Origin of the sequence: Micromonospora sp. NBC_00617, assembly GCF_045161355.1 — a bacterium.
Taxonomy (GTDB): domain Bacteria; phylum Actinomycetota; class Actinomycetes; order Mycobacteriales; family Micromonosporaceae; genus Micromonospora.
Window position 1 is genome coordinate 6,518,704 of the sequence record NZ_CP107751.1, and the last position, 18,287, is coordinate 6,536,990.

General features: G+C 73.2%; 16 protein-coding genes. 10 read left to right on the forward strand and 6 right to left on the reverse strand.

Going from position 1 to position 18,287, the window contains the following annotated elements:
• Positions 1–27 precede the first annotated feature (27 nt).
• The 4 genes from OG505_RS30225 to OG505_RS30240 all read left to right on the forward strand — a co-directional run bounded on the left by OG505_RS30225 (position 28) and on the right by OG505_RS30240 (position 5,197).
• Positions 28–1,725, forward strand: a complete 1,698-nt coding sequence (locus OG505_RS30225; RefSeq protein WP_405429406.1) for a BTAD domain-containing putative transcriptional regulator — start codon at positions 28–30, stop codon at positions 1,723–1,725.
• 56 nt (positions 1,726–1,781) lie between these two features.
• Positions 1,782–3,911, forward strand: a complete 2,130-nt coding sequence (locus OG505_RS30230; protein WP_405429407.1) for a DEAD/DEAH box helicase — start codon at positions 1,782–1,784, stop codon at positions 3,909–3,911.
• Between the two features lie 133 nt (positions 3,912–4,044).
• Complete coding sequence (locus OG505_RS30235; protein ID WP_405429408.1) at positions 4,045–4,275, forward strand: heavy-metal-associated domain-containing protein; 231 nt, start codon at positions 4,045–4,047, stop codon at positions 4,273–4,275.
• Positions 4,268–5,197 carry a hypothetical protein gene (locus OG505_RS30240; protein WP_405429409.1) on the forward strand — a complete coding sequence of 310 codons (930 nt, stop codon included), beginning with the start codon at positions 4,268–4,270 and terminating at the stop codon, positions 5,195–5,197. Before OG505_RS30235 ends, OG505_RS30240 begins: the two co-directional genes overlap by 8 nt.
• A gap of 148 nt (positions 5,198–5,345) precedes the next feature.
• Here the strand turns inward: OG505_RS30240 and OG505_RS30245 are convergent, their stop codons facing one another.
• On the reverse strand, positions 5,346–5,762 hold the full coding sequence (locus OG505_RS30245; protein ID WP_405429410.1) for a helix-turn-helix domain-containing protein: 417 nt from the start codon (positions 5,760–5,762) through the stop codon (positions 5,346–5,348).
• A gap of 240 nt (positions 5,763–6,002) precedes the next feature.
• Here OG505_RS30245 and OG505_RS30250 point away from each other — a divergent pair, with 240 nt between their 5' ends.
• A complete protein-coding gene (locus OG505_RS30250) occupies positions 6,003–6,344 on the forward strand; it encodes a hypothetical protein (RefSeq protein ID WP_405429411.1) in 342 nt (113 codons plus the stop codon).
• 360 nt (positions 6,345–6,704) lie between these two features.
• On the opposite strand, the gene OG505_RS30255 is transcribed toward OG505_RS30250, so the two are convergent.
• The gene (locus OG505_RS30255) at positions 6,705–6,944 is read right to left on the reverse strand and encodes a hypothetical protein (RefSeq protein WP_405429412.1); all 240 of its coding nucleotides are present in this window, start codon (positions 6,942–6,944) and stop codon (positions 6,705–6,707) included.
• Positions 6,945–7,220: 276 nt separating this feature from the next.
• Between OG505_RS30255 and OG505_RS30260 the strand changes: the two genes are divergently transcribed.
• Together OG505_RS30260 and OG505_RS30265 are read left to right on the forward strand one after the other, a co-directional pair.
• Positions 7,221–7,793 carry a hypothetical protein gene (locus tag OG505_RS30260; protein ID WP_405429413.1) on the forward strand — a complete coding sequence of 191 codons (573 nt, stop codon included), beginning with the start codon at positions 7,221–7,223 and terminating at the stop codon, positions 7,791–7,793.
• A complete protein-coding gene (locus OG505_RS30265; RefSeq protein WP_405429414.1) occupies positions 7,771–8,595 on the forward strand; it encodes a GSU2403 family nucleotidyltransferase fold protein in 825 nt (274 codons plus the stop codon). Before OG505_RS30260 ends, OG505_RS30265 begins: the two co-directional genes overlap by 23 nt.
• Before the next feature lie 13 nt (positions 8,596–8,608).
• Here the strand turns inward: OG505_RS30265 and OG505_RS30270 are convergent, their stop codons facing one another.
• On the reverse strand, positions 8,609–9,790 hold the full coding sequence (locus tag OG505_RS30270) for a class I SAM-dependent methyltransferase (RefSeq protein WP_405429415.1): 1,182 nt from the start codon (positions 9,788–9,790) through the stop codon (positions 8,609–8,611).
• 89 nt (positions 9,791–9,879) lie between these two features.
• Positions 9,880–11,568, reverse strand: a complete 1,689-nt coding sequence (locus OG505_RS30275; RefSeq protein WP_405429416.1) for a DEAD/DEAH box helicase — start codon at positions 11,566–11,568, stop codon at positions 9,880–9,882.
• Between the two features lie 317 nt (positions 11,569–11,885).
• Between OG505_RS30275 and OG505_RS30280 the strand changes: the two genes are divergently transcribed.
• A complete protein-coding gene (locus OG505_RS30280; protein WP_405429417.1) occupies positions 11,886–12,536 on the forward strand; it encodes a ferritin-like fold-containing protein in 651 nt (216 codons plus the stop codon).
• Positions 12,537–12,612: 76 nt separating this feature from the next.
• Here the strand turns inward: OG505_RS30280 and OG505_RS30285 are convergent, their stop codons facing one another.
• Both OG505_RS30285 and OG505_RS30290 read right to left on the reverse strand, forming a co-directional pair.
• Complete coding sequence (locus OG505_RS30285) at positions 12,613–12,840, reverse strand: DUF3107 domain-containing protein (RefSeq protein ID WP_030329796.1); 228 nt, start codon at positions 12,838–12,840, stop codon at positions 12,613–12,615.
• 62 nt (positions 12,841–12,902) lie between these two features.
• The gene (locus OG505_RS30290) at positions 12,903–13,541 is read right to left on the reverse strand and encodes a TetR/AcrR family transcriptional regulator (protein ID WP_039909051.1); all 639 of its coding nucleotides are present in this window, start codon (positions 13,539–13,541) and stop codon (positions 12,903–12,905) included.
• 147 nt (positions 13,542–13,688) lie between these two features.
• On the opposite strand from OG505_RS30290, the gene OG505_RS30295 reads away from it, so the two are divergent.
• Both OG505_RS30295 and OG505_RS30300 read left to right on the forward strand, forming a co-directional pair.
• Entirely contained in the window at positions 13,689–17,288 is a 3,600-nt protein-coding gene (locus OG505_RS30295) for a hypothetical protein (protein ID WP_405429418.1), read from the forward strand.
• Between the two features lie 23 nt (positions 17,289–17,311).
• Positions 17,312–18,286 carry an alpha/beta fold hydrolase gene (locus tag OG505_RS30300; protein WP_405429419.1) on the forward strand — a complete coding sequence of 325 codons (975 nt, stop codon included), beginning with the start codon at positions 17,312–17,314 and terminating at the stop codon, positions 18,284–18,286.
• The last annotated feature ends 1 nt before the right edge of the window (position 18,287 follow it).

Genomic DNA, 18,287 nt, shown 5'->3' on the forward strand with positions numbered 1-18,287 from the left:
CCGGGGGTGTCAGGAGCGGAAACTCGCATGTCAGGCCAACTGCGTTTCGAGATTCTCGGGCCTCAGCGGGCCTGGTACGCCGACCGGGAGATCGACCTCGGTCCGGGCAAGCAGCGCGCGGTGCTCGCCGTACTGCTGCTCTCCGCCGGCCGCCCGGTGTCCACCGGGCAGATCGTCGACGCGGTCTGGCCGGAGGAGCCACCCGCGAACGGCCCCAACGTCGTGCAGAAGTACGTGGCCGGGCTCCGCCGGGTGCTGGAGCCGGAGCGGTCGCCCCGTACGCCGGGACAGGTGCTCAGCCTGACCGACGCCGGCTATCTGCTGCGGGTGAACCCCGAGGCGGTGGACGCGGTCCGCTTCGAACGGGGCGTGCAGGCCGCCCGGCAGCGGCACGCGGCCGAGCGTACCGAGCAGGCGCTGAGTGAGCTGGCCACCGCCCTGGACCTGTGGCAGGGGGAGCCGTTCACCGGCTTCACCGGACCGATCTTCGAGGCGGCCCGGCAGCGGCTGGTGGAGTTGCGGGCCGTGGCGTTGGAGACCCGGGCAGAGCTGACGCTGGACCTCGGCCGGCACCGCGAGACGGTCGGTGAGCTGGTGGAACTGGTGGCCGAGTTCCCCGTCCGGGAACGGCTGCGACACCAGCTCATGCTCGCGCTCTATCGCAGCGGGCGGCAGGCGGAGGCGCTCGCCGCCTACCGGGAATTCGGCGACCTGCTCCGCGAGGAGTACGGCATCGACCCGGGCGAGGCGTTGCAGGAACTGCACCGGCGCATCCTGCGCTCCGACCCGACCCTGGTGGTGGCGAAGCCCTCCACCGGACCGGAGACACCGCGGCCGGTGCCCGAAGCGGAGACACCGCGGCCGGTGGCAGCCACGGTGCCCGAACCGGCAGCGTCGGTGGTCGCACCCGCCGCTCTCATCCCCACCCAACCGGGACCGGCGGCGCCGGCCGTCGTGTCAGCGCCGCCTCCGCCGCCCCTGCCTCCGTACTCGCCGCGGTCGGCAACCGGCGGGAAGCCGGCGCGGCGGCAGGCGCCGCACTGGGCGAGCAGGACCGGCACGATCCTCGGTACGGTGCTCGCCCTGCTCTCGTTCGGTTGCCTGACCTGGCTGGTGATCCTGGCCTACGCGGGTTGGCGTCGGAGCTGGCGCCTCGCGGTCGCGGGCGTCGGCTACCTTGCGCTGGTCGTCGTCGAGGTGACCATGCTCGACATCGAGAATCCGGACGCCGAGGTCCCCGGACCGGAGGCGGTGACCTTCCTCGGCCTGGCCCTCATCACCTGGCTCGCCGGGGCGGTGCACGTGGTCCTGCTCAGCCGTGGACTCTGGGAGGCGATCACCGGGAGGCCGGACAGCGCTCGGGGCCGCGCCGACGAGGAGCGGCGCATCCGACGGGAGCACGCTCGCTACCTGCTCTACCACTACCCGGCCGCCCGGGCCGAGTTGGGACTTGGCCGACCCGACCTTCCCCGCACCTTCGATGACGGTGGACTGGTCGACGTCAACGCGGTCCCGGAGCAGGTGCTCACGGCCCTGCCCGGCCTGACGAGCGAGCAGGGCCGGCAGATAGTGGTGGACCGCTGGCTGCGCGGCCCGTACGCCTCGATGGAAGAGCTCGCGGCGCGCTGCCTGCTGCCTCCGAGTGCGACCGAGCCCCTGCGCGACCTGTTGCTCTTCCTGCCCCCGGCGTCCCGACCCGACGAGGCGCGAACGCGCGGATCGTGACCGGAACCTCCCGCGCGGCCCGGGGTTCTGACGGACGGCGCTGGTAGAAATGCCGGATGGGCGACGAACGGGCGGCGGTACGGGAGCGGGCCGAGGCGGTGCTGCGCCGGCTGGCCGGTGAGCACGCCCGACTGCGCGAGGATCAGTGGCGGGCCATCGAGGCGTTGGTCGTCGACCGGCGACGGGTGCTCTGCGTGCAGCGCACCGGTTGGGGCAAGTCCGCCGTCTACTTCGTGGCCACCGCCCTGCTGCGCGACAGCGGGCAGGGCGACCAGGCCGGCCCCACCGTCATCGTGTCGCCGCTGCTGGCGCTCATGCGCAACCAGGTGGAGGCCGCCGCGCGGGCCGGCATCCAGGCTCGCACGATCAACTCGGCGAACCTCGACGAGTGGGACGAGATCACCGCCGAGATCCAGGCCGGCGCCGTGGACGTGCTGCTGATCAGCCCGGAACGGCTCAACAACCCGGACTTCCGCGACGGCGTGCTGCCGAAGCTGGCCGCGACCACCGGGCTGCTGGTGGTCGACGAGGCGCACTGCGTCTCCGACTGGGGGCATGACTTCCGGCCGGACTACCGGCGGCTGCGCACCTTCCTCGCCAACCTGCCCGAGCGCACGCCCGTGCTGGCAACCACCGCCACCGCCAACGCCCGGGTCACCCAGGACGTGGCCGAGCAGTTGGGCGACGCGCTCGTCCTGCGCGGCACGCTGGACCGCGAGTCGCTGCGGCTCGGCGTCCTCGACCTGCCCAGCCCGGCGCACCGGCTGGCCTGGCTCGCCGACCACCTGGACGAGCTGCCCGGGTCCGGCATCGTCTACACGCTGACCGTCGCGGCAGCGGGGGAGACGGCCGAGTTCCTGCGCTCCCGGGGCTACCCGGTCGCCTCGTACAGCGGGCAGTCCGACGACGCCGACCGGCGGGCCGCCGAGCAGGACCTGCTCGACAACAAGATCAAGGCGTTGGTCGCCACCAGCGCCCTCGGCATGGGCTTCGACAAGCCCGACCTGGGCTTCGTCGTCCACCTCGGCGCACCACCCTCGCCGATCGCGTACTACCAGCAGGTCGGCCGCGCCGGCCGCGCCGTCGAGCACGCCGAGGTGCTGCTGCTGCCCGGCGTCGAGGACGCCGCCATCTGGCGGTACTTCGCCTCGCTGGCGTTCCCACCCGAGGAGCAGGTCCGGGCCGTGCTGGCCGCCCTGCACACCGACCGCCCGCTCTCCACCCAGGCCCTCGAACCCCTCGTCGACCTGCGCCGGGCCCGCCTGGAGCTGATGCTCAAGGTGCTCGACGTGGACGGCGCGGTCCGCCGGGTGCGCGGTGGCTGGCTCGCCACCGGCGAGCCGTGGGTCTACGACGAGGCCCGGTTGCGCCGCGTCGCCGAGGCGCGCCACGTCGAGCAGCAGGCCATGCGGGAGTACGCGACCACGTCCGACTGCCGGATGCGGTATCTACGGGAACGCCTGGACGACACCGCCGCGACCGACTGCGGCCGGTGCGACAGGTGCGCCGAGCCGCTCTTCGCCGCCGACGTGTCGACGGCAGCGCTCGCCGCCGCGCAGACCTTCCTGGGGCGCCCCGGCGTGGAGATCGCCCCGAAGAAGCTCTGGCCGACCGGGCTGGACGGGGTGGGCGTACCCCTGAAGGGCCGGATCGCCCCTGCGGAGCAGGCGCTGCCCGGCCGTGCCGTCGGGCGCCTCTCCGACCTGGGCTGGGGCGGCCGGCTGCGGGCCCTGGTGGGCCCCGAGACGCCCGACCAGCCGGTGCCCGACGACGTCGCCGGCGCGGTGGTCGAGGTGCTCAAGGCGTGGGCGCACGGCGACGACCCGTGGCCCCGCCGCCCGGTCGGCGTGGTCGCGGTGGGCTCCCGCCGGCGGCCCCGGCTGGTCGGCTCGCTGGCCGAGCGGATCGCCGCCGTGGGCCGGCTGCCGCTGCTCGGCGCGGTCACCCCGACCGGTCCGGACGGCCCCGGTGGGCCGCGCGGCAACAGCGCCCAGCGGGTACGCGCCCTGCACGACGCCTTCACCGTGCCGGCTGACCTGGCCGACGCGCTGGCTGCGCTGGAGGGGCCGGTGCTGCTCGTCGACGACCTGGTCGACTCGGGTTGGACGATGACGATGGTGACCCGCGCGCTGCGACGGGCCGGTGCTCCCGACGTCCTCCCGCTCGCTCTCGCCGTGGCTGGCTGAGCCGCCGTGCGCGATCGCGGAGGTCGGTGGGCGGCCGCGGTGCGGAAAGTTCCCGGGCCGCGCGGATTGCGACGGTCGCCACGCCGCACCGGCATCGGTCAGGGCTGGCCGGGCGCGGCGGTACGGTGGCGGCATGACCGATCAGCAGCCCGTGACCCGCGCGTACGCCGTCACCGGCATGACCTGCGAGCACTGCGTGCGTGCGGTCACCGACGAGCTGTCGGCGCTGCCCGGTGTGCGGCAGGTCCAGGTCGACCTGACCTCCGGCACCGCGACGGTGACCAGCGACAGCCCGCTGCCCGACGAGTCGGTGCGGGCGGCAGTCGACGAGGCCGGTTACGTGCTGGACGCTGGCGGTGCCTGAGCAGGCCGCCACCGTGCCGGACCGGAGCACGGTCCGGCTGGCGCTGGTGGTCGGCGGGCTGGTGCTCGCCGTGCTGCTCGGGTTCGGCCTCGGTCGCATGAACGGCACCACCACCACCGGCGGCAGCCCTGCGGCGTTGACCGCCGACCACACCCACCCGCCGGGCACCGGGGCCCACGACCACGGGTCCGTGACGGGCGCCGACCAGGGCGCGGCCGCCGAGCCCGGCGGTCTGTCGGTCAGCTCGGCCGGATACACGCTCGTCCCCGTGGCCACCGAGTTTCCGGCCGGCCGCCCCGGGCAGCTCCGCTTTCAGGTGCGCGACGTGCAACGCCGCCCGGTCACCCGCTTCGCCGTCGTGCACGACAAGCCGATGCACCTCATCGTGGTCCGTCGGGACCTGACGGGCTACCAGCACCTGCACCCGACCATGGCGGCGGACGGCACCTGGACGGTGCCGGTGACCCTCGCGCAGCCCGGCGTCTGGCGGGCGTACGCCGACTTCACGGTGGTCGCCGACAACGGCGGCCAGAGCGCGCTGACCCTCGGCGTGGATCTGGTCGTGCCGGGCGGGTACGAGCCGCGTCCGCTGCCCGCTCCGGCGACCTCGACGACTGTGGACGGGTTCACCGTCGCCTACCAGGGCAGTCCGCAGGCCGGTGTCACGGTGCCGCTGACCTTCCGGATCGACGGCGCGGACGGTGACGCGGTGCTGGAGCGCTACCTCGGGGCGTACGGTCACCTGGTGGCGCTGCGCGAGGGCGACCTGGGCTACCTGCACGTGCACCCCGAACCGGAGCTGGCCGACGGCCAGGTGAAGTTCTGGCTGACCACCCCGGGCCCGGGCCGTTACCGCCTCTACCTCGACTTCCAGGTAGCCAACAAGGTCCACACCGCCGAGTTCACCGCAACGGTCCCCTGACCCCTCCCTCCCCCCTCTCTCCCCTCCCAGGTCCGGCTCCCTGCCCGTTCTCGCGGGGTTGATCATGAAGTTATTGCCACTCGCGTCGGCGTGTCGCGGCAATAACTTCATGATCCACCCGGGTGGGGGTGGGGGTGGGGGTGGGGGGTTAGCCGGCTCGGCGGGTGGGGCGGCGGGCCAGGTAGCGGAGGAGGTCGCGGATGTGGTGCTTCTCCTCGGCTGGGACGGCGGGGTCGGCCAGCCGATCGAGGATGGCCCGGACGTCGGCCTCGACCGGACCGTCATCGCTGCGGCGCCGAGGCACCAGGCCCGCGTCGGGCAGCCCGAGCGCCCGGAACGCGGCAGCCACCGGCAGATCCAGTGCGGCGCAGAAGCCGCGCACCTTGGCCAACTCGGGGTAATCCTGCCAGTCACCGGCGAGCCAACGGAACACGGTCGAGCGGCCCACGCCCGTGTGCGAGGCAAGATCAGTCACGGTCCATCCGCGCTCCTCGCGAGCGTCGTCGATGGCACGCCGGACGAAGCGGGCGAACGCCATCTGCGGTGACACGTCTGCGGAACCCATCCGGTATGTCTTTCCCTCCCGCCCGAGCACTGGGAAGATGCGCCTCCCGAGCGTAGTACGCCGGGGACCGGAAGCCACTGACTGACCGCACAAACTGTCCCATGGATGAGACTCCACTTCGGGCAGTATTCGTACCGGCACCGAGCGATCATCGTCGTTCTTCCACTAAGCTCGGTGCCCGTCCCGGCACGGCGCACGCGCGCGTGCCGCCGATCGCCCGGACCACCGCCGAGGAGCACCATGGCCGAATCGAGCCGTCCGCTGCCGTACCAGCCCGGTGCGGTGAGCCTCTTCTTCGTCGCCAAGGCCGGCGTCTTCGCCGCCGGGTTCTGGATCTGGTTGCTGGTCCTGGTGCTCCGTACCGACGCGGCGACCGGCTTCCACGTGCTGGCCGCCGCCGGCGCGATCACCACCACGTTGGTAGCGGTGGTGCTGGGCGCCCGGATGGCGCTGCAACGTAACGCCGCTATCCGGCACGCCGAGACGAAGAAGCTGCTCGTCGACATCTCCTGGAACGCGTTCACGGCCGCCGGCAACGCCGAGAGCTCGGGAAAGGTGGTGCCCTTCCCGAGCAGCCGGTGAGGACGACCGCTCGACCCTGCGCCACAGCGGGGACCGGGTGTCGGTCTTCGACCGCTCCAGCGCCCGGAACCGGGGCGCCAACGGCGACCGCCGACGCTGACCCGGAGTTGGACGGAACTTCAGGTGCGGCTTGTCTGGCGGTCCGGTTCGTCGTTGATAAGGCAGGCTACGGCTCGCACAGGTGATCGCGGCCACGCCCCAGTTCTGACCACTGGCGGTCGTCTCCGATCGAGTCGCTGGACGGTGGCGCGCCGGGCGGGGCGAGATGCTCGGCGTGGGCGGTTCCGGATATAGGATGGTTCCGTTGAAAACGGAATTGGCCAGTTTCCCGAACCGGCTAGGGGGTGAGGCGTGCGGGCCTCAGGCAAGGCAGCCCTTGATGCGCCGCCGGAGCGCGAGGTCGATGTCCTCCGCCGTGCTGTGGCGCTCGTGGCGGATCGACTGCCGCCTGGGTGGTCGATCCACCTTGCTGAGCAAGCAATAGGCAGCCGGATCGACGGGGTAGCTGAGTTGACCGCCCTTGACGGGACGAAAGCGGTCTTCTTCATCGAGGCAAAGCGCTTGGTGGTCACCCGTGATCTTGCCGCGGCCCTCGACCAACTTCGCTCCTGCAGTTTGCCTCACGTCGATCGTCCGTTGCCGATGATCGCCGCGCGATACCTCGGGTCTTCCGCTCGGGCATGGCTGGAGGAGCGCAAGGTCTCCTATGTTGACGCTACTGGCAACATGCACATATCGCTTGAACGTCCGGCGATGTACCTGCGTGACAGGGGTGCCGATCGAGACCCCTGGCGTGGGCCAGGCCGGCCGCGCGGCACCCTGCAGGGGCCCCCAGCGGCCCGTGTCGTGCGTGCCCTGGTGGACGTCGCTGCAGACATGAGCGTTCCAGACCTGGTACGCCTGTCTGGCGCATCGACAGGAGCGACGTACCGAGTCGTCGAGTTCCTTGAGCGCGAAGCGCTCGTCACACGTGTGCGAGGAGGCCCGATAACGCACGTCGAGTGGCGTCGCATCCTGGAGCGATGGAGCGAGGATTACGGTTTTCAGCGCAGCAATAGTGTCAGCGCGTACTTGAGTCCGCGAGGCCTTCCTGCATTGCAGGAAGACCTGCGGGGAGCGCACGGATTGCGCTACGCGCTGACGGGATCTCTGGCGGCACACCGTCTAGCGCCTTACGCGCCGGCCAAGCTGGCGATGCTTTATGTGGACGACGCGGCCCAAGCCGCCGAAAAACTCAAGCTGCGCCCCGTTGATACGGGTGCAAACGTGCTGCTCGCTCAAGGGAAGTACGACGCCGTGTTCGAACGGCTGGTGCAGGATGAGGGCTTGGTTTATGTGGCACCGAGCCAAGCCGCTGTCGATTTGTTAACAGGTCCTGGGCGGGCTCCTGCCGAGGGGCAGGAACTCCTCGCCTGGATGGAGGAGCATGAGCGGGCTTGGCGACGGTGATCTCCTTGTAGCCGCACGTGGCGCGTTGCTGGATGCACTGGAAGCCCTCCGGCGCCATGCCGACGCTGTGGTTGTGGTGGGAGCCCAGGCCATCTACCTGCACACGGGGGCCGCGCCCGTCGCATTGGCAGAGGCCACCAAAGATTGTGACCTTGCACTTGACGCACGCGCGCTCCCTCAGGAGCCATTGCTGGAGGAGGCCATGCGGGCCGCCGGGTTTCATCTCGATGTTCGCGCACACCAGCCTGGGGCATGGCTGAACCACAAGGGCATTCCCGTTGACCTGATGGTCCCGGAGGCACTTGCCGGTGGATCAGGTCGCCGCGCGGCGAAAATTCCGCCGCACTCGAAGAGCGCTGCGAGGAGAGCGGTCGGATTGGAGGCTGTCGTCGTTGACCACGTCGCGCTTGACATACGTGCGCTCGCTCCAGGCGACAGCCGTGTCTATGCGGCCAATGTTGCGGGCCCTGCCGCTTTACTGGTGGCAAAATTGCACAAGATTGGCGAGCGGCAGGAGACGCCTAAGCGTCTAGTGGACAAGGACGCGCACGACATTTACCGTCTTCTCGTGGCGGTGCGAACCGAGCAACTTGCAGCCAGCCTGCGGCGACTGCGGGCTGATGACCTGGCAGGGAGGGCCACTGAGCAGGCCCTGGGATTCTTGGCGAACCTGTTCGCGGCAGGCCCCGAAGCGCCGGGATCGGTGATGGCGGGAAGAGCCGAGGAGGGTATCGGCGATCCTCTCGTCGTGTCGGCCGCCACTCATGCTTTGGCTGAAGATCTGTTGGCCTCGGCCGGCTGACTGCCAAACTGCATTACAGAGTGTTGCCGCCCAGGTCGTAGACGGCGGGCGGCTCGTCGGCGGCGAGCAGGGTCTCCAGCCGGGGTGTGACCCGCCACTGGTCGACGAGTTCGCGGTACTCCGCCGCTCGTGGGTCGCCGGTGCTGCCGCTACGGCGGGCTCGGATCAGCAGGTTGCGGGGCGTGTGCTGCGAGTCGACGAACTCCACCACCTCGGCCCGGTACCCGTGCACCCGCAGCAGCCCCGCGCGCAGCGCATCGGTGAGCACGTCGGCGAAGCGTTCGCGCAGGATGCCCTGCCGGGTCAACAGCTCGTACGGCGCCGGGGTGGGCTGGGCGCGTAGCTGCCTGGCCAGGTCGTGGTGACAGCACGGCGCGGCGAGCACCCAGCGGGCCTCCCAGCGCACCGCGCGGGCCAACGCCTCGTCGGTGGCGGTGTCGCAGGCGTGCAGCGCCAGCACCAGATCCGGGGCGGGGTCGACAACGGCCTCGGCGATCGTGCCCGCGACGAAGCTGACCCTGTCGGCCCAGCCCAGTCGCTGCGCCAACTCGGTGTTACGCCGCCGCTGGTCCTCCCGGACGTCCACGCCGATCAGCTCGACGTCGAGCCCACGAGTGGCGAGGTAGCGGTACGCGGCGAAGGTCAGGTAGGCGTTGCCGCAGCCCAGATCGACCACCCGCAGCGGGCCGGTCAGATCGGCGGGCAGGGTCGCGGCCAGAGCGCGCAGGAACGCGTCGACCTGGCGGCGCTTGGCCGCCGAGCCGCCGATCTCCGCGAAGATCGGGTCGCCCGGATCGAGCAGGTATTCCTTGGTCCGGTCGTTGCCACTCGGCGTCGCCGCCGGTCGCGTCGCCGCGGCCCGGTGCACCTGCGCCTCACCGGATTTGGTCACCCGCAGTTGGAGGGTCGCGTCGGCGGTCTCCACGTGCCAGTTGCCGAAGGGCTCGGCCAGGAGTTCGTCGACCGCCACGGCGGCCTCGGGACCGGGGGCGACGTTGCGGGTGTGCGGGCGCGCGCCGTCGGAGGTGGCGATCTGCAACCGCGGGCCGGCCTTGAGCGTCACCGGGCGCAGCTCGGCCCGCACGACCGTGGGTCGGTGTCCGCGGCGGCGCCCGGCGGCCACCGCACGAGTCAGCGCGGGGTCGAGCAGCAGTGCACGAACCTCGGTCAGGGCGGCATCCAGTGGTTCCGGCATCGTTCCATCTTTGGCAGGTGGGGTGGGAAGGCGGCATCCCCCGTACCGCGCTGAGGCGGTGCGGGGGATGCCGGGTGGATCTCGCTGCGTCAGTCCGCGGTCGCCTGGGCCGGCGTACCCGCGCCGGAACCGCCACCACGGCGGCGCCGGCGGCGGCGCGGCTTCGATGCCTCGCCCTCGGCGGCGGCGACGGCCGGCTCTGCCGGTGCCGCTTCGGCCGAGATCACCGCGGTCGGCTCGCCCGCAACCGTCTCGCCGGCGCGGCGGCGACGCCGGCGGCGCGGGGTGCGGCTGGCTTCGTCGCCGGCGGCGTCGGTGGGTGCCTCGGCAGCCGGCGTGCCGGCGTCGGTGTGGTCCCGGCGGCCGTCGCCGCGGCCACGACGCTCACCCCGGCCGTCGCCGCGGCTCTCACCGCGTCGAGGGCCCCGACCGCCGCTGTCGCCCCGGCGGGAGCGGGTCGTCCCGCCCAGATCTTCCTCGATCTCGGCGGACAGCCCGGCCCGGGTGCGCTCGGCAGTGGGCAGAGTGCCGCTGACCTCGGTGGAGATGTGCAGGTCGGTGTAGAGGTGCGGCGACGTGTGGTACGTCTCCGGCGGCTCCGGCATCTCCAGACCGAGGGTCTTGTCGATGATCCGCCAGCGCGGCATGTCGTCCCAGTCGACGAAGGTCACCGCGACGCCGGTCGCCCCGGCCCGGCCGGTACGACCGATGCGGTGGGTGTAGGTGTCCTGGTCTTCCGGGCAGTCGTAGTTGATCACGTGGGTGACGCCGGTGACGTCCAGCCCACGGGCCGCCACGTCGGTGGCGACCAGGATGTCGATCTTGCCGGCGCGGAACGCCCGCAGGGCCCGCTCACGGGCGCCCTGGCCGAGGTCACCGTGCACGGCGGCGACCGCGAACCCGCGGAAGTCGAGATCCTCGGCGACCCGGTCGGCGGCCCGCTTGGTGCGGGTGAAGATCATGGTCAGCCCGCGCCCCTCCGCCTGGAGGATGCGCGCCACCACCTCGACCTTGTTCATCGAGTGGGTGCGGTAGACCAGCTGCTGGGTCTGCGGCGACGGCCCGGTCTCCGCGGTGTGCCCGGCGTGGATCGTCATCGGCTGGCGCAGGAAACGCCGGGACAGGGTGACGATCGGGTCCGGCATGGTCGCCGAGAACAGCATCGTCTGCCGGTCCTCCGGAAGCATCGCCAGGATCTTCTCGACGTCGTCGAGGAAGCCCAGGTCGAGCATCCGGTCGGCCTCGTCGAGGACGAGCGCGTGCACCCGGTCCAGCCGGAGGTGCTTCTGCTTCTGCAGGTCCATCAGTCGGCCCGGGGTGCCGACCAGAATCTCGACGCCCTTGCGCAGCGCGTCGATCTGCGGCTCGTACGCCACGCCGCCGTAGATCGGCAGCACCCGGACGCCGCGCGTCCGGCCGGCGGCGGCCAGATCCTTGGCGACCTGGATGCCCAGCTCACGGGTGGGGACGACGACCAGCGCCTGGGGGACGCCGTCGCTGCCCTCGCTCGGCGCGAAGACCCGCTCCAGCAGCGGTACGCCGAAGCCGAGGGTCTTGCCGGTGCCGGTGGGCGCCTGGCCGATCAGGTCGACGCCGCGCAGCGCGATCGGGATCGCGTATTCCTGGATGGCGAACGCGCGGGTGATGCCGGCCGCGGCCAGCGCCTCGACGGTTTCCTCGCGGGCGCCGAGGGCCGCGAAGGTGGGAGCCTCGGGTCGGACCGGGGCGGTGGGGGCCAGTTCCTGGCCGTCCATCAGATCTTGAGTCAGCTCGCTCATGTGGATGTGGGGGTGCCCTCTCGTGGGTGCGCCCCGTCTCGTCCTCAGGGCGCGTTCGGTTTGACGCGGGCCACACGGTCGGCGGCAGAGTGCCGAGCCGGACCGGGCCGCACGCGCGCCGCGGGCTGAGCTTCGATCAGATCGGCGCCCACGGCAACTGCTCTATGCTACCTGAACAGGCAAGCTCACGTCCCGATTCCCGGTCGGCCAGCCGGCACGCGGGGGCACTGGATGTGACCTGCGCCTCATTTGCGCGGGTGCTCGTCCGTGCCCCGCACGGGCCACCCGGCGCTGGTCCCGCACGGTAGCCTGCGCTCGTGTCCGCGCCGACCACCCCCGGTCCCGCCGTCGCCGACCTGCTGGGCCTAGTCGCCTTCGGTCAGCTGCTCGCCTTCGAACGCATGGCTGGCGACGCGCGACTCGCCCCCGACCTGCGCCGACGCGCTGCGCTGAGCCAGATGGCCGCAGCCGAGATCGGCAACTACCGCCGGCTCGCCGACCGGCTCACCGCGCTGGGTGTGCCGCCCGAGGAGGCGATGACGCCATACGTGCAGCCGTTGCAGGCGTACCACGACTCCACCGAGCCGCGGGACTGGGCGGAGGTGGTCACCAAGGCGTACGTGGGCGACGCGATCACCGACGATTTCATCCGGGAGATCGCCGACGCGCTGGACGAGCCCGACCGGACGCTGGTGCTGGACGTGCTGCACGACTTCCGGTACGCGGAGTTCGCCGTCGCCGAGATCCGGGTGGCCGTCGCCGCCGATCCCCGGGTGGCCGGTCGGCTCTCCATGTGGGCCCGGCGGCTGGTCGGCGAGGCGTTGTCCCAGGCTGGCCGCGTCGCCGCCGAACGGGCCGCACTCACCGCGCTGATCGCGCGGGGCGGCCGGGTCGACGTGCCGGGACTGTTCGGGAGGCTCACCGCCGCGCACACCGCGCGGATGGCGGTCGCCGGACTGAACAACTGACCGTGACTCGTCGGGCGCGGAACCGGCCCGCGGCAGGTGGCCTGGGAACACCGACCTGCCGCGACGGCCGGACCGGTCAGCGAACGGTGAAACCGACCGCTCGCGGGGACGCCTCGGCGATCTCGACGTAGGCGACCTTCTCGACCGGAACGATGACCCGCCGGCCCTTCTCGTCGGTCAGGGAGAGCGTGCCGCCGTTGCCGGCGAAGGCGTCGGTCACGATCTGCTCGATCTCGGCCGGCGACTGCGCGCTGTCCAGAACCAGCTCGCGCGGCGCGTACTGCACGCCGATCTTGACCTCCACTGTGCCTCCTCAACTGGGGCGATAACCGCCCTGCGAAGGCTATCCGATCACGGGGTCGACGGTCAGGCTGACTCACCTTGCAGCGGGAAGCTCGCGATGCCCCGCCAGGACAACGCCGCCACCAGAGCCTCGGCCTCCGCCTTCGGCACCTGCCGGCCTCCGGCCAGCCAGAACTGTGCGGCGGTCTCCGCCGCGCCGACCAGCCCGGAGGCGAGCAACTCGGCGTGCGACCGGCTCACGCCGGTGTCGGAGATGATGGTGTCGGTGATCGCCGCGATGCAGCCCTGCTCGACCCGCTCCACCCGCTGCCGCACCGCCGGGTCGTTGCGCAGGTCCGACTCGAAGACGAGGCGGAACGCCTCGCTCTCGTGATCGACGAAGTCGAAGTACGCGCGCACCGACGCGCTGACCCGCTCCTTGTTGTCGCTGGTGCCGCGCATCGCCTCGTGCACCTGAGCGACGATGGCGTCACAGTGCGTGTCCAAAAGGGCCAGGTAGAGGTCCATCTTTCCCGGGAAGTGTTGGTAGAGCACCGGCTTGGAAACCCCGGCCCGCTCGGCGATGTCGTCCATCGCCGCGGCGTGGTAGCCCTGCGCGACGAATACCTCCTGCGCCGCCGCGAGCAGCTGCTTACGGCGCGCGGAGCGGGGCAGGCGGGTGGGCCTGCCAGCGGTCTGTGCGCCGTTCCCCACAGCGGTCATGGGATCCTCCGAGTTCTCCGTACGAGCCGGCATTTTCCCCCCAGACCGGGGCGGCCCTCGACCGCGTCGTGGAAATGGCCCGCCGCTGTAACTTATCGCCACTCTCCCCACACGGTAGCCTCAGCGAGGGCGACCAAGGAGCGCGCGGTGAGTGAAACAGGGCAACCCGGAGCCGCCACCCCGGGAGAGCATGGTGACGGAACGGGTCAGCACGACGACCCGGGCCGCTCCGGCAGCGGGTGGGCGCCCTCGACGGGCGGGTGGTCCCCGTCTATTGAGCGTGAGGCGGCCGGGGAGCAGGCACCACCGTGGCAGCGACCCCCCGCATCCGGTTGGCACGCCTCCTCCACGAGGCACGGCGACCTGCCCGCGCCTCTGCCCGGGCTGACCGGTGACTCCGAGCGCCCGGCCCGGGTCAACGGCCACCACACCAACGGTGTCCACCACGACGAGGCCGAGATCGACAGCGACAGCAGCGGCGACAGCAGCGGCGACAGCGAGATCAACGGCGTCCGCCATGGCGATGCGGAGATCAACGGCGTCGCGCACCTCGGCGGCGGGGCCTCGTCGGGCCGCCAGGCGCCGGTGAGCGCGCCGCCCGGGCGGGCCGCCGAAGACCGGCCCGACGTGGGCGGGGGCCGGCTGGTGGTGCCCGCCCAGCGTCCCGCGCCGGCCGGGGAGCAGAGAGCGGGAGAGGCCGACACCGGCCCGGCCCGGCACTCCACCACCGACCCTGCCGCGCCGCGCGGCGTCCGCTGGGCCGACCCCGGTCTGCCCAGCACGCCAGCCGCCATTCAGGTGCCGCCCGTCGGCACGGCCGCCTCGGGTTTCGAGGTTCCGGCCGGTCTCCGCGCGCCCACCGGCGAACGGCCGGCCGTCGACGATCAACCGGCCGTTTCGCATGGTTGGCAGGCCCCGCCCGCGGCCGAGGCAGCGGCCGAGTCGGGGCGTGCCTCCGGGCGCGGCGACGACTCGGAGTCGGAGCGCCCCAGCGAGGACACGCACCGAGCGGGTGAGTCGCCGTCCATCGAGCCGGACTGGTCCGGGCCCAGCTGGAACCGCCCGAGCTGGGGCAGTGGGTGGGCGCCGCCCTGGTCCCGCCAGGACGGCGAGTCGGCCGGCCGACCGGCGCGGGACGAGTCCGCGCCGGGCTGGGTCGCCGAGCCCCACCTGCCGTACGAGCCGGTGCGCGCCGAGCCGACCCGCCCGTACGAGCCGGTGCCTGCCGAGCCGCCCCGCGCGTACGACATCAACCGGGACGCGCCCCAGGCCGAGGCGGACGCCGACTCCGGCACGCCCACGCGCCCGTCCTGGGCCGGTGACCGTCCGGCCACGACTCCGACCAGCGTGCCGCCGGCAGTCTCCCGGCCCGAGCCGACCGAGCGGCCCTCCTGGGCCGGTGGTCCGACGCCCGAGCCGATCAGCGGGCTCCCCGCGGACCGCCCGTCCTGGGCCGCGCCGGCCCCGGTCAGCGCGGCGGCCGACCCGTCGCCTCGCGCGGGCGGCACGGACCCCACCCCGACCAGCGGCCCGCCCGTGCCCCCGCGCACCGCGTCGCCCGCCGCCGAGCGTCCGTCCTGGGCCGGCGGTCCCGCCCCCACGAGTGGCCCGCCCGCTGTTGAGCGTCCGTCGTGGGCTGGGGGGTCCGCGTCGGGCGGCGCCGGCCGTGCCGAGCCGATCAGCGGCCCGCCGGCCGTTGAACGCCTCTCCTGGGCTGGGGGGTCCGCCCCCACGAGTGGTCCGCCGGCGGTCGAGCGTCCGTCGTGGGCTGGAGGGTCCGCGTCGCGCGGCGCCGGCCGTGCCGAGCCGACGAGTGGCCCCCCGGCCGCTGACCGCGCCTCCCGGGCCGGCGGTTCGGACCCGACGCCGGCCAGTGCCCCGCCGTCGCGCCCGTCCTGGGCCGGCCCCGCGTCGCCGCTCCCACCGCCGCCCCGCCCCTCCTGGGCCGGCGGCTCGGATCCGACGCCGACCAGCGTCCCGCCGTCGCGCCCGTCCAGGGCCGGCGATCCGACGTCCGTCGGCGCACCGGCGAGTACGCGCCCGTCCTGGGCGGGCCCGGCACCTGTCGATCCGCCCGCGCCGGTCGAGCCGCCGCCGCCCGCCGGCCCGCCGGCGACGGTGACCGATGCGCCGCCACCAGCGGCACCGGTCCGTCCGGTGGCCGAGCGGCCCTCGTGGGCCGGTGGATCGCCGACACCCGTGGCGGCCGAGCGACCCGACTGGTCCGAGGGACGCATTCCGGCAGCTCCGGCCGAGCATCCCTCCTGGCCGGCCACCCGGCCGGCGGCCTCTCCCCGGGCGAGCGACGCGGGCGAGTCGACCGGCCCGGTCCGGCCGACCGCACCGTTCCGGCTCCGACCGGCGACCCCCGAGCCGCCCGAGCCGTCGCCCGCCGAGCCGGCCGCCGTCCCGACGGCGACCGGTCCTTCCCTCGCCGGCCCCCCGCCCTCGGCCGGTGCCGTTCCGGCCTCCGCCACCAGCGGCCCCGGGCGTCACGACCGGCAGTCACCCGCGTCCGCCCCTCCCTACGCGGCTCGCCGATCCGCCCCCGACCCGGCGTCGCCGGTCGAGCCCGCCGACGGCGGGCGACGGCCCGACACGTCGGCGGTGCTGCCGCAGCGCGTCCCCGCGGAACCGGACGTGCCCGTTGTGCCGGAGCCGCCAGCCGTGGAACCACCCGCCGAAACCCCCGAACTCGCTCGCATCGCCACCCACCTGCGCCGCGACGACGAGCCCGCTCCGTTGCGGGAGCGTCCCGAGGGGTTCGACGTCAATGCCATCCTGGACGCGGTACGGGAGGTGGCGGGCGTTCGGGACGCCGCCCTGCGTCGTACGCCGGCCGGCGCGCACAGTCTCCGACTGGACCTGGCCGACGGTGCCGATCCGGCCGAGGTGAGTCGACAGGTGGCCCGGCTGCTCCAGGAACGGATGGGGCTGGCCGCCGCCCCGCAGAACATGCCCGGCCTACCCACCACGCCAGCCCCGCCGGTCCGCCGTCGCGCTGCCGAGCCGCGCGCCACCGAGCGACGAGTTGCTGAGCCGCGCGACATCGGCGCGGAACCGCGTACCGCCGAGTCGTCCTCGGTCGCTCGACCCTCGGGTGGTCGGGTCGAGGCCATGCCGGCGGGCCCGGAGCAGTGGGTCGGGCCGGACGCCGCGCGTCGACGGCGGGCGGGCGCCCCGCACCGAGGCCGCGCCACCGTCGAGGAACCGGGCTCGGTCTCGGCCGCGCCCACCGGCGGAGCCACCGGCAGCCCGGCGACGGTCGGTACGTCGTACTCCGGCGGTCAGGTGACCACGACGGAGTCGGCGCCCTCCCGGCCTCTGGACACTGGCGGCGTGCCGGGGCCGCGCGTGGTCATCGACCACGTGCAGGTCAGCACCTTCGGTCTGGACGCCAACGTGGAGGTGCGGCTGCTGGCCGGCGACGACAGCGCGGCCGGGTACGCGACCGGGCCCGCGGTGGACGGTTACGTGCTGCGTCTCTGCGCGGTGGCCGCGGCCGCCGCCGTGGACGAGTTGCTGCGCGGCGCCGAGAACGCCGAGCGTGGCCGCTGCTTCGTCGAGCACGCGGCGGTGGTGCCGTTCGGCAACTGCGAGGTGGCCACCGTGGTGGTGCTGCTGGTCTGCGAGGGCTGGGTCGAGCAGCTCGCCGGCTCGGCCCTGGTGGCCGGCGATCCGCGCCAGGCGGTGGTCCGGGCGACGCTGGCGGCGGTCAACCGTCGGCTGGAGGCGCTGCTGTCCTGAGTGGGCCGAGGCAGACTGGGAGGATGAAGCGCGCCTCCCTCTGGCCGGACCATCTCCTCCCCGAGGTCGGGGTACCGCCGCCGTGGCCGGGCCGGGAGGTCCGCCTCGACGGCGTCGTCACCTACGTGCGGGACACTCCGGCGACGACCGTCGGCGCCGAACCGGCGCTGTACGTGCACGGGCTGGGCGGCTCGTCGCAGAACTGGACCGACCTGGCCGGGCTGCTCGCCGACCGGCTGGACGGCCAGGCCATCGACCTGCCCGGGTTCGGCCGCAGCGAGCCGGGCCCGCGCTACACGATCCCGGCCTTCGCCGACCTGGTCATCCGGTGGATCGAGCACTCCGGCCGGGGGCCGGTGCACCTGTTCGGCAACTCGCTGGGCGGCGCGGTCTCGGTCCAGGTGGCGGGGCTGCGGCCCGACCTGGTGCGCACCCTCACCCTGATCTCTCCGGCGCTGCCGTTCCTGGACTTCCGGCGGTCGTTGCAGGGCCGGATGCTGCCGGTGCTCGCCATTCCACGGGGTGAACGGCTGGTCGCCCGGCGACTCACCCAGCTCGCGCCCGAGGTGATGGCCGAGCAGGTGCTGGAGGCGTGCGTCGCCGACCTCAGCCGGATCTGCGATCAGCGCCGGGCCGAGGCGCTGGAGGAGATCCGGGTGCGGTACGAGGCGGAGCATTACGCGGCCGCGTACGTCCGGACGTTCCGGGGGCTGGTCTCCAGCTTCCTGCGGGCGTACCTGCCGGGGGCGGGCTCGCTGTGGCGGCTCGCCGGGGCGGTGCGCGCGCCGACGCTGGTGGTGGGCGGCCGGCAGGACAAGCTGGTCGACGTTCGCGTCGCGCCCCAGACGGCCCGGGTCATCCCGGACAGCCGCCTGCTGATGCTCGACGGTGTCGGTCACGTGGCGCAGTTGGAGGTTCCCCGGCTGGTCGCCCGGGCGGTGGTGGGCCTGCTCGCCGAAACGGAGGAGGCCGCTCGGCCGTCCGATCTGGCAGGCTGAC

What these genes read in the sequence shown, in the direction of transcription:
- OG505_RS30235 (WP_405429408.1), top strand. Translation starts at nt 4,045, where the DNA reads ATGACCGATCAGCAGCCCGTGACCCGCGCGTACGCCGTCACCGGCATG.
- OG505_RS30270 (WP_405429415.1), bottom strand. Translation starts at nt 9,790, where the DNA reads ATGCCGGAACCACTGGATGCCGCCCTGACCGAGGTTCGTGCACTGCTG.
- OG505_RS30225 (WP_405429406.1), top strand. Translation starts at nt 28, where the DNA reads ATGTCAGGCCAACTGCGTTTCGAGATTCTCGGGCCTCAGCGGGCCTGG.
- OG505_RS30300 (WP_405429419.1), top strand. Translation starts at nt 17,312, where the DNA reads ATGAAGCGCGCCTCCCTCTGGCCGGACCATCTCCTCCCCGAGGTCGGG.
- OG505_RS30275 (WP_405429416.1), bottom strand. Translation starts at nt 11,568, where the DNA reads ATGAGCGAGCTGACTCAAGATCTGATGGACGGCCAGGAACTGGCCCCC.
- OG505_RS30260 (WP_405429413.1), top strand. Translation starts at nt 7,221, where the DNA reads ATGAGCGTTCCAGACCTGGTACGCCTGTCTGGCGCATCGACAGGAGCG.
- OG505_RS30250 (WP_405429411.1), top strand. Translation starts at nt 6,003, where the DNA reads ATGGCCGAATCGAGCCGTCCGCTGCCGTACCAGCCCGGTGCGGTGAGC.
- OG505_RS30265 (WP_405429414.1), top strand. Translation starts at nt 7,771, where the DNA reads ATGAGCGGGCTTGGCGACGGTGATCTCCTTGTAGCCGCACGTGGCGCG.
- OG505_RS30290 (WP_039909051.1), bottom strand. Translation starts at nt 13,541, where the DNA reads ATGACCGCTGTGGGGAACGGCGCACAGACCGCTGGCAGGCCCACCCGC.
- OG505_RS30245 (WP_405429410.1), bottom strand. Translation starts at nt 5,762, where the DNA reads ATGGGTTCCGCAGACGTGTCACCGCAGATGGCGTTCGCCCGCTTCGTC.
- OG505_RS30230 (WP_405429407.1), top strand. Translation starts at nt 1,782, where the DNA reads ATGGGCGACGAACGGGCGGCGGTACGGGAGCGGGCCGAGGCGGTGCTG.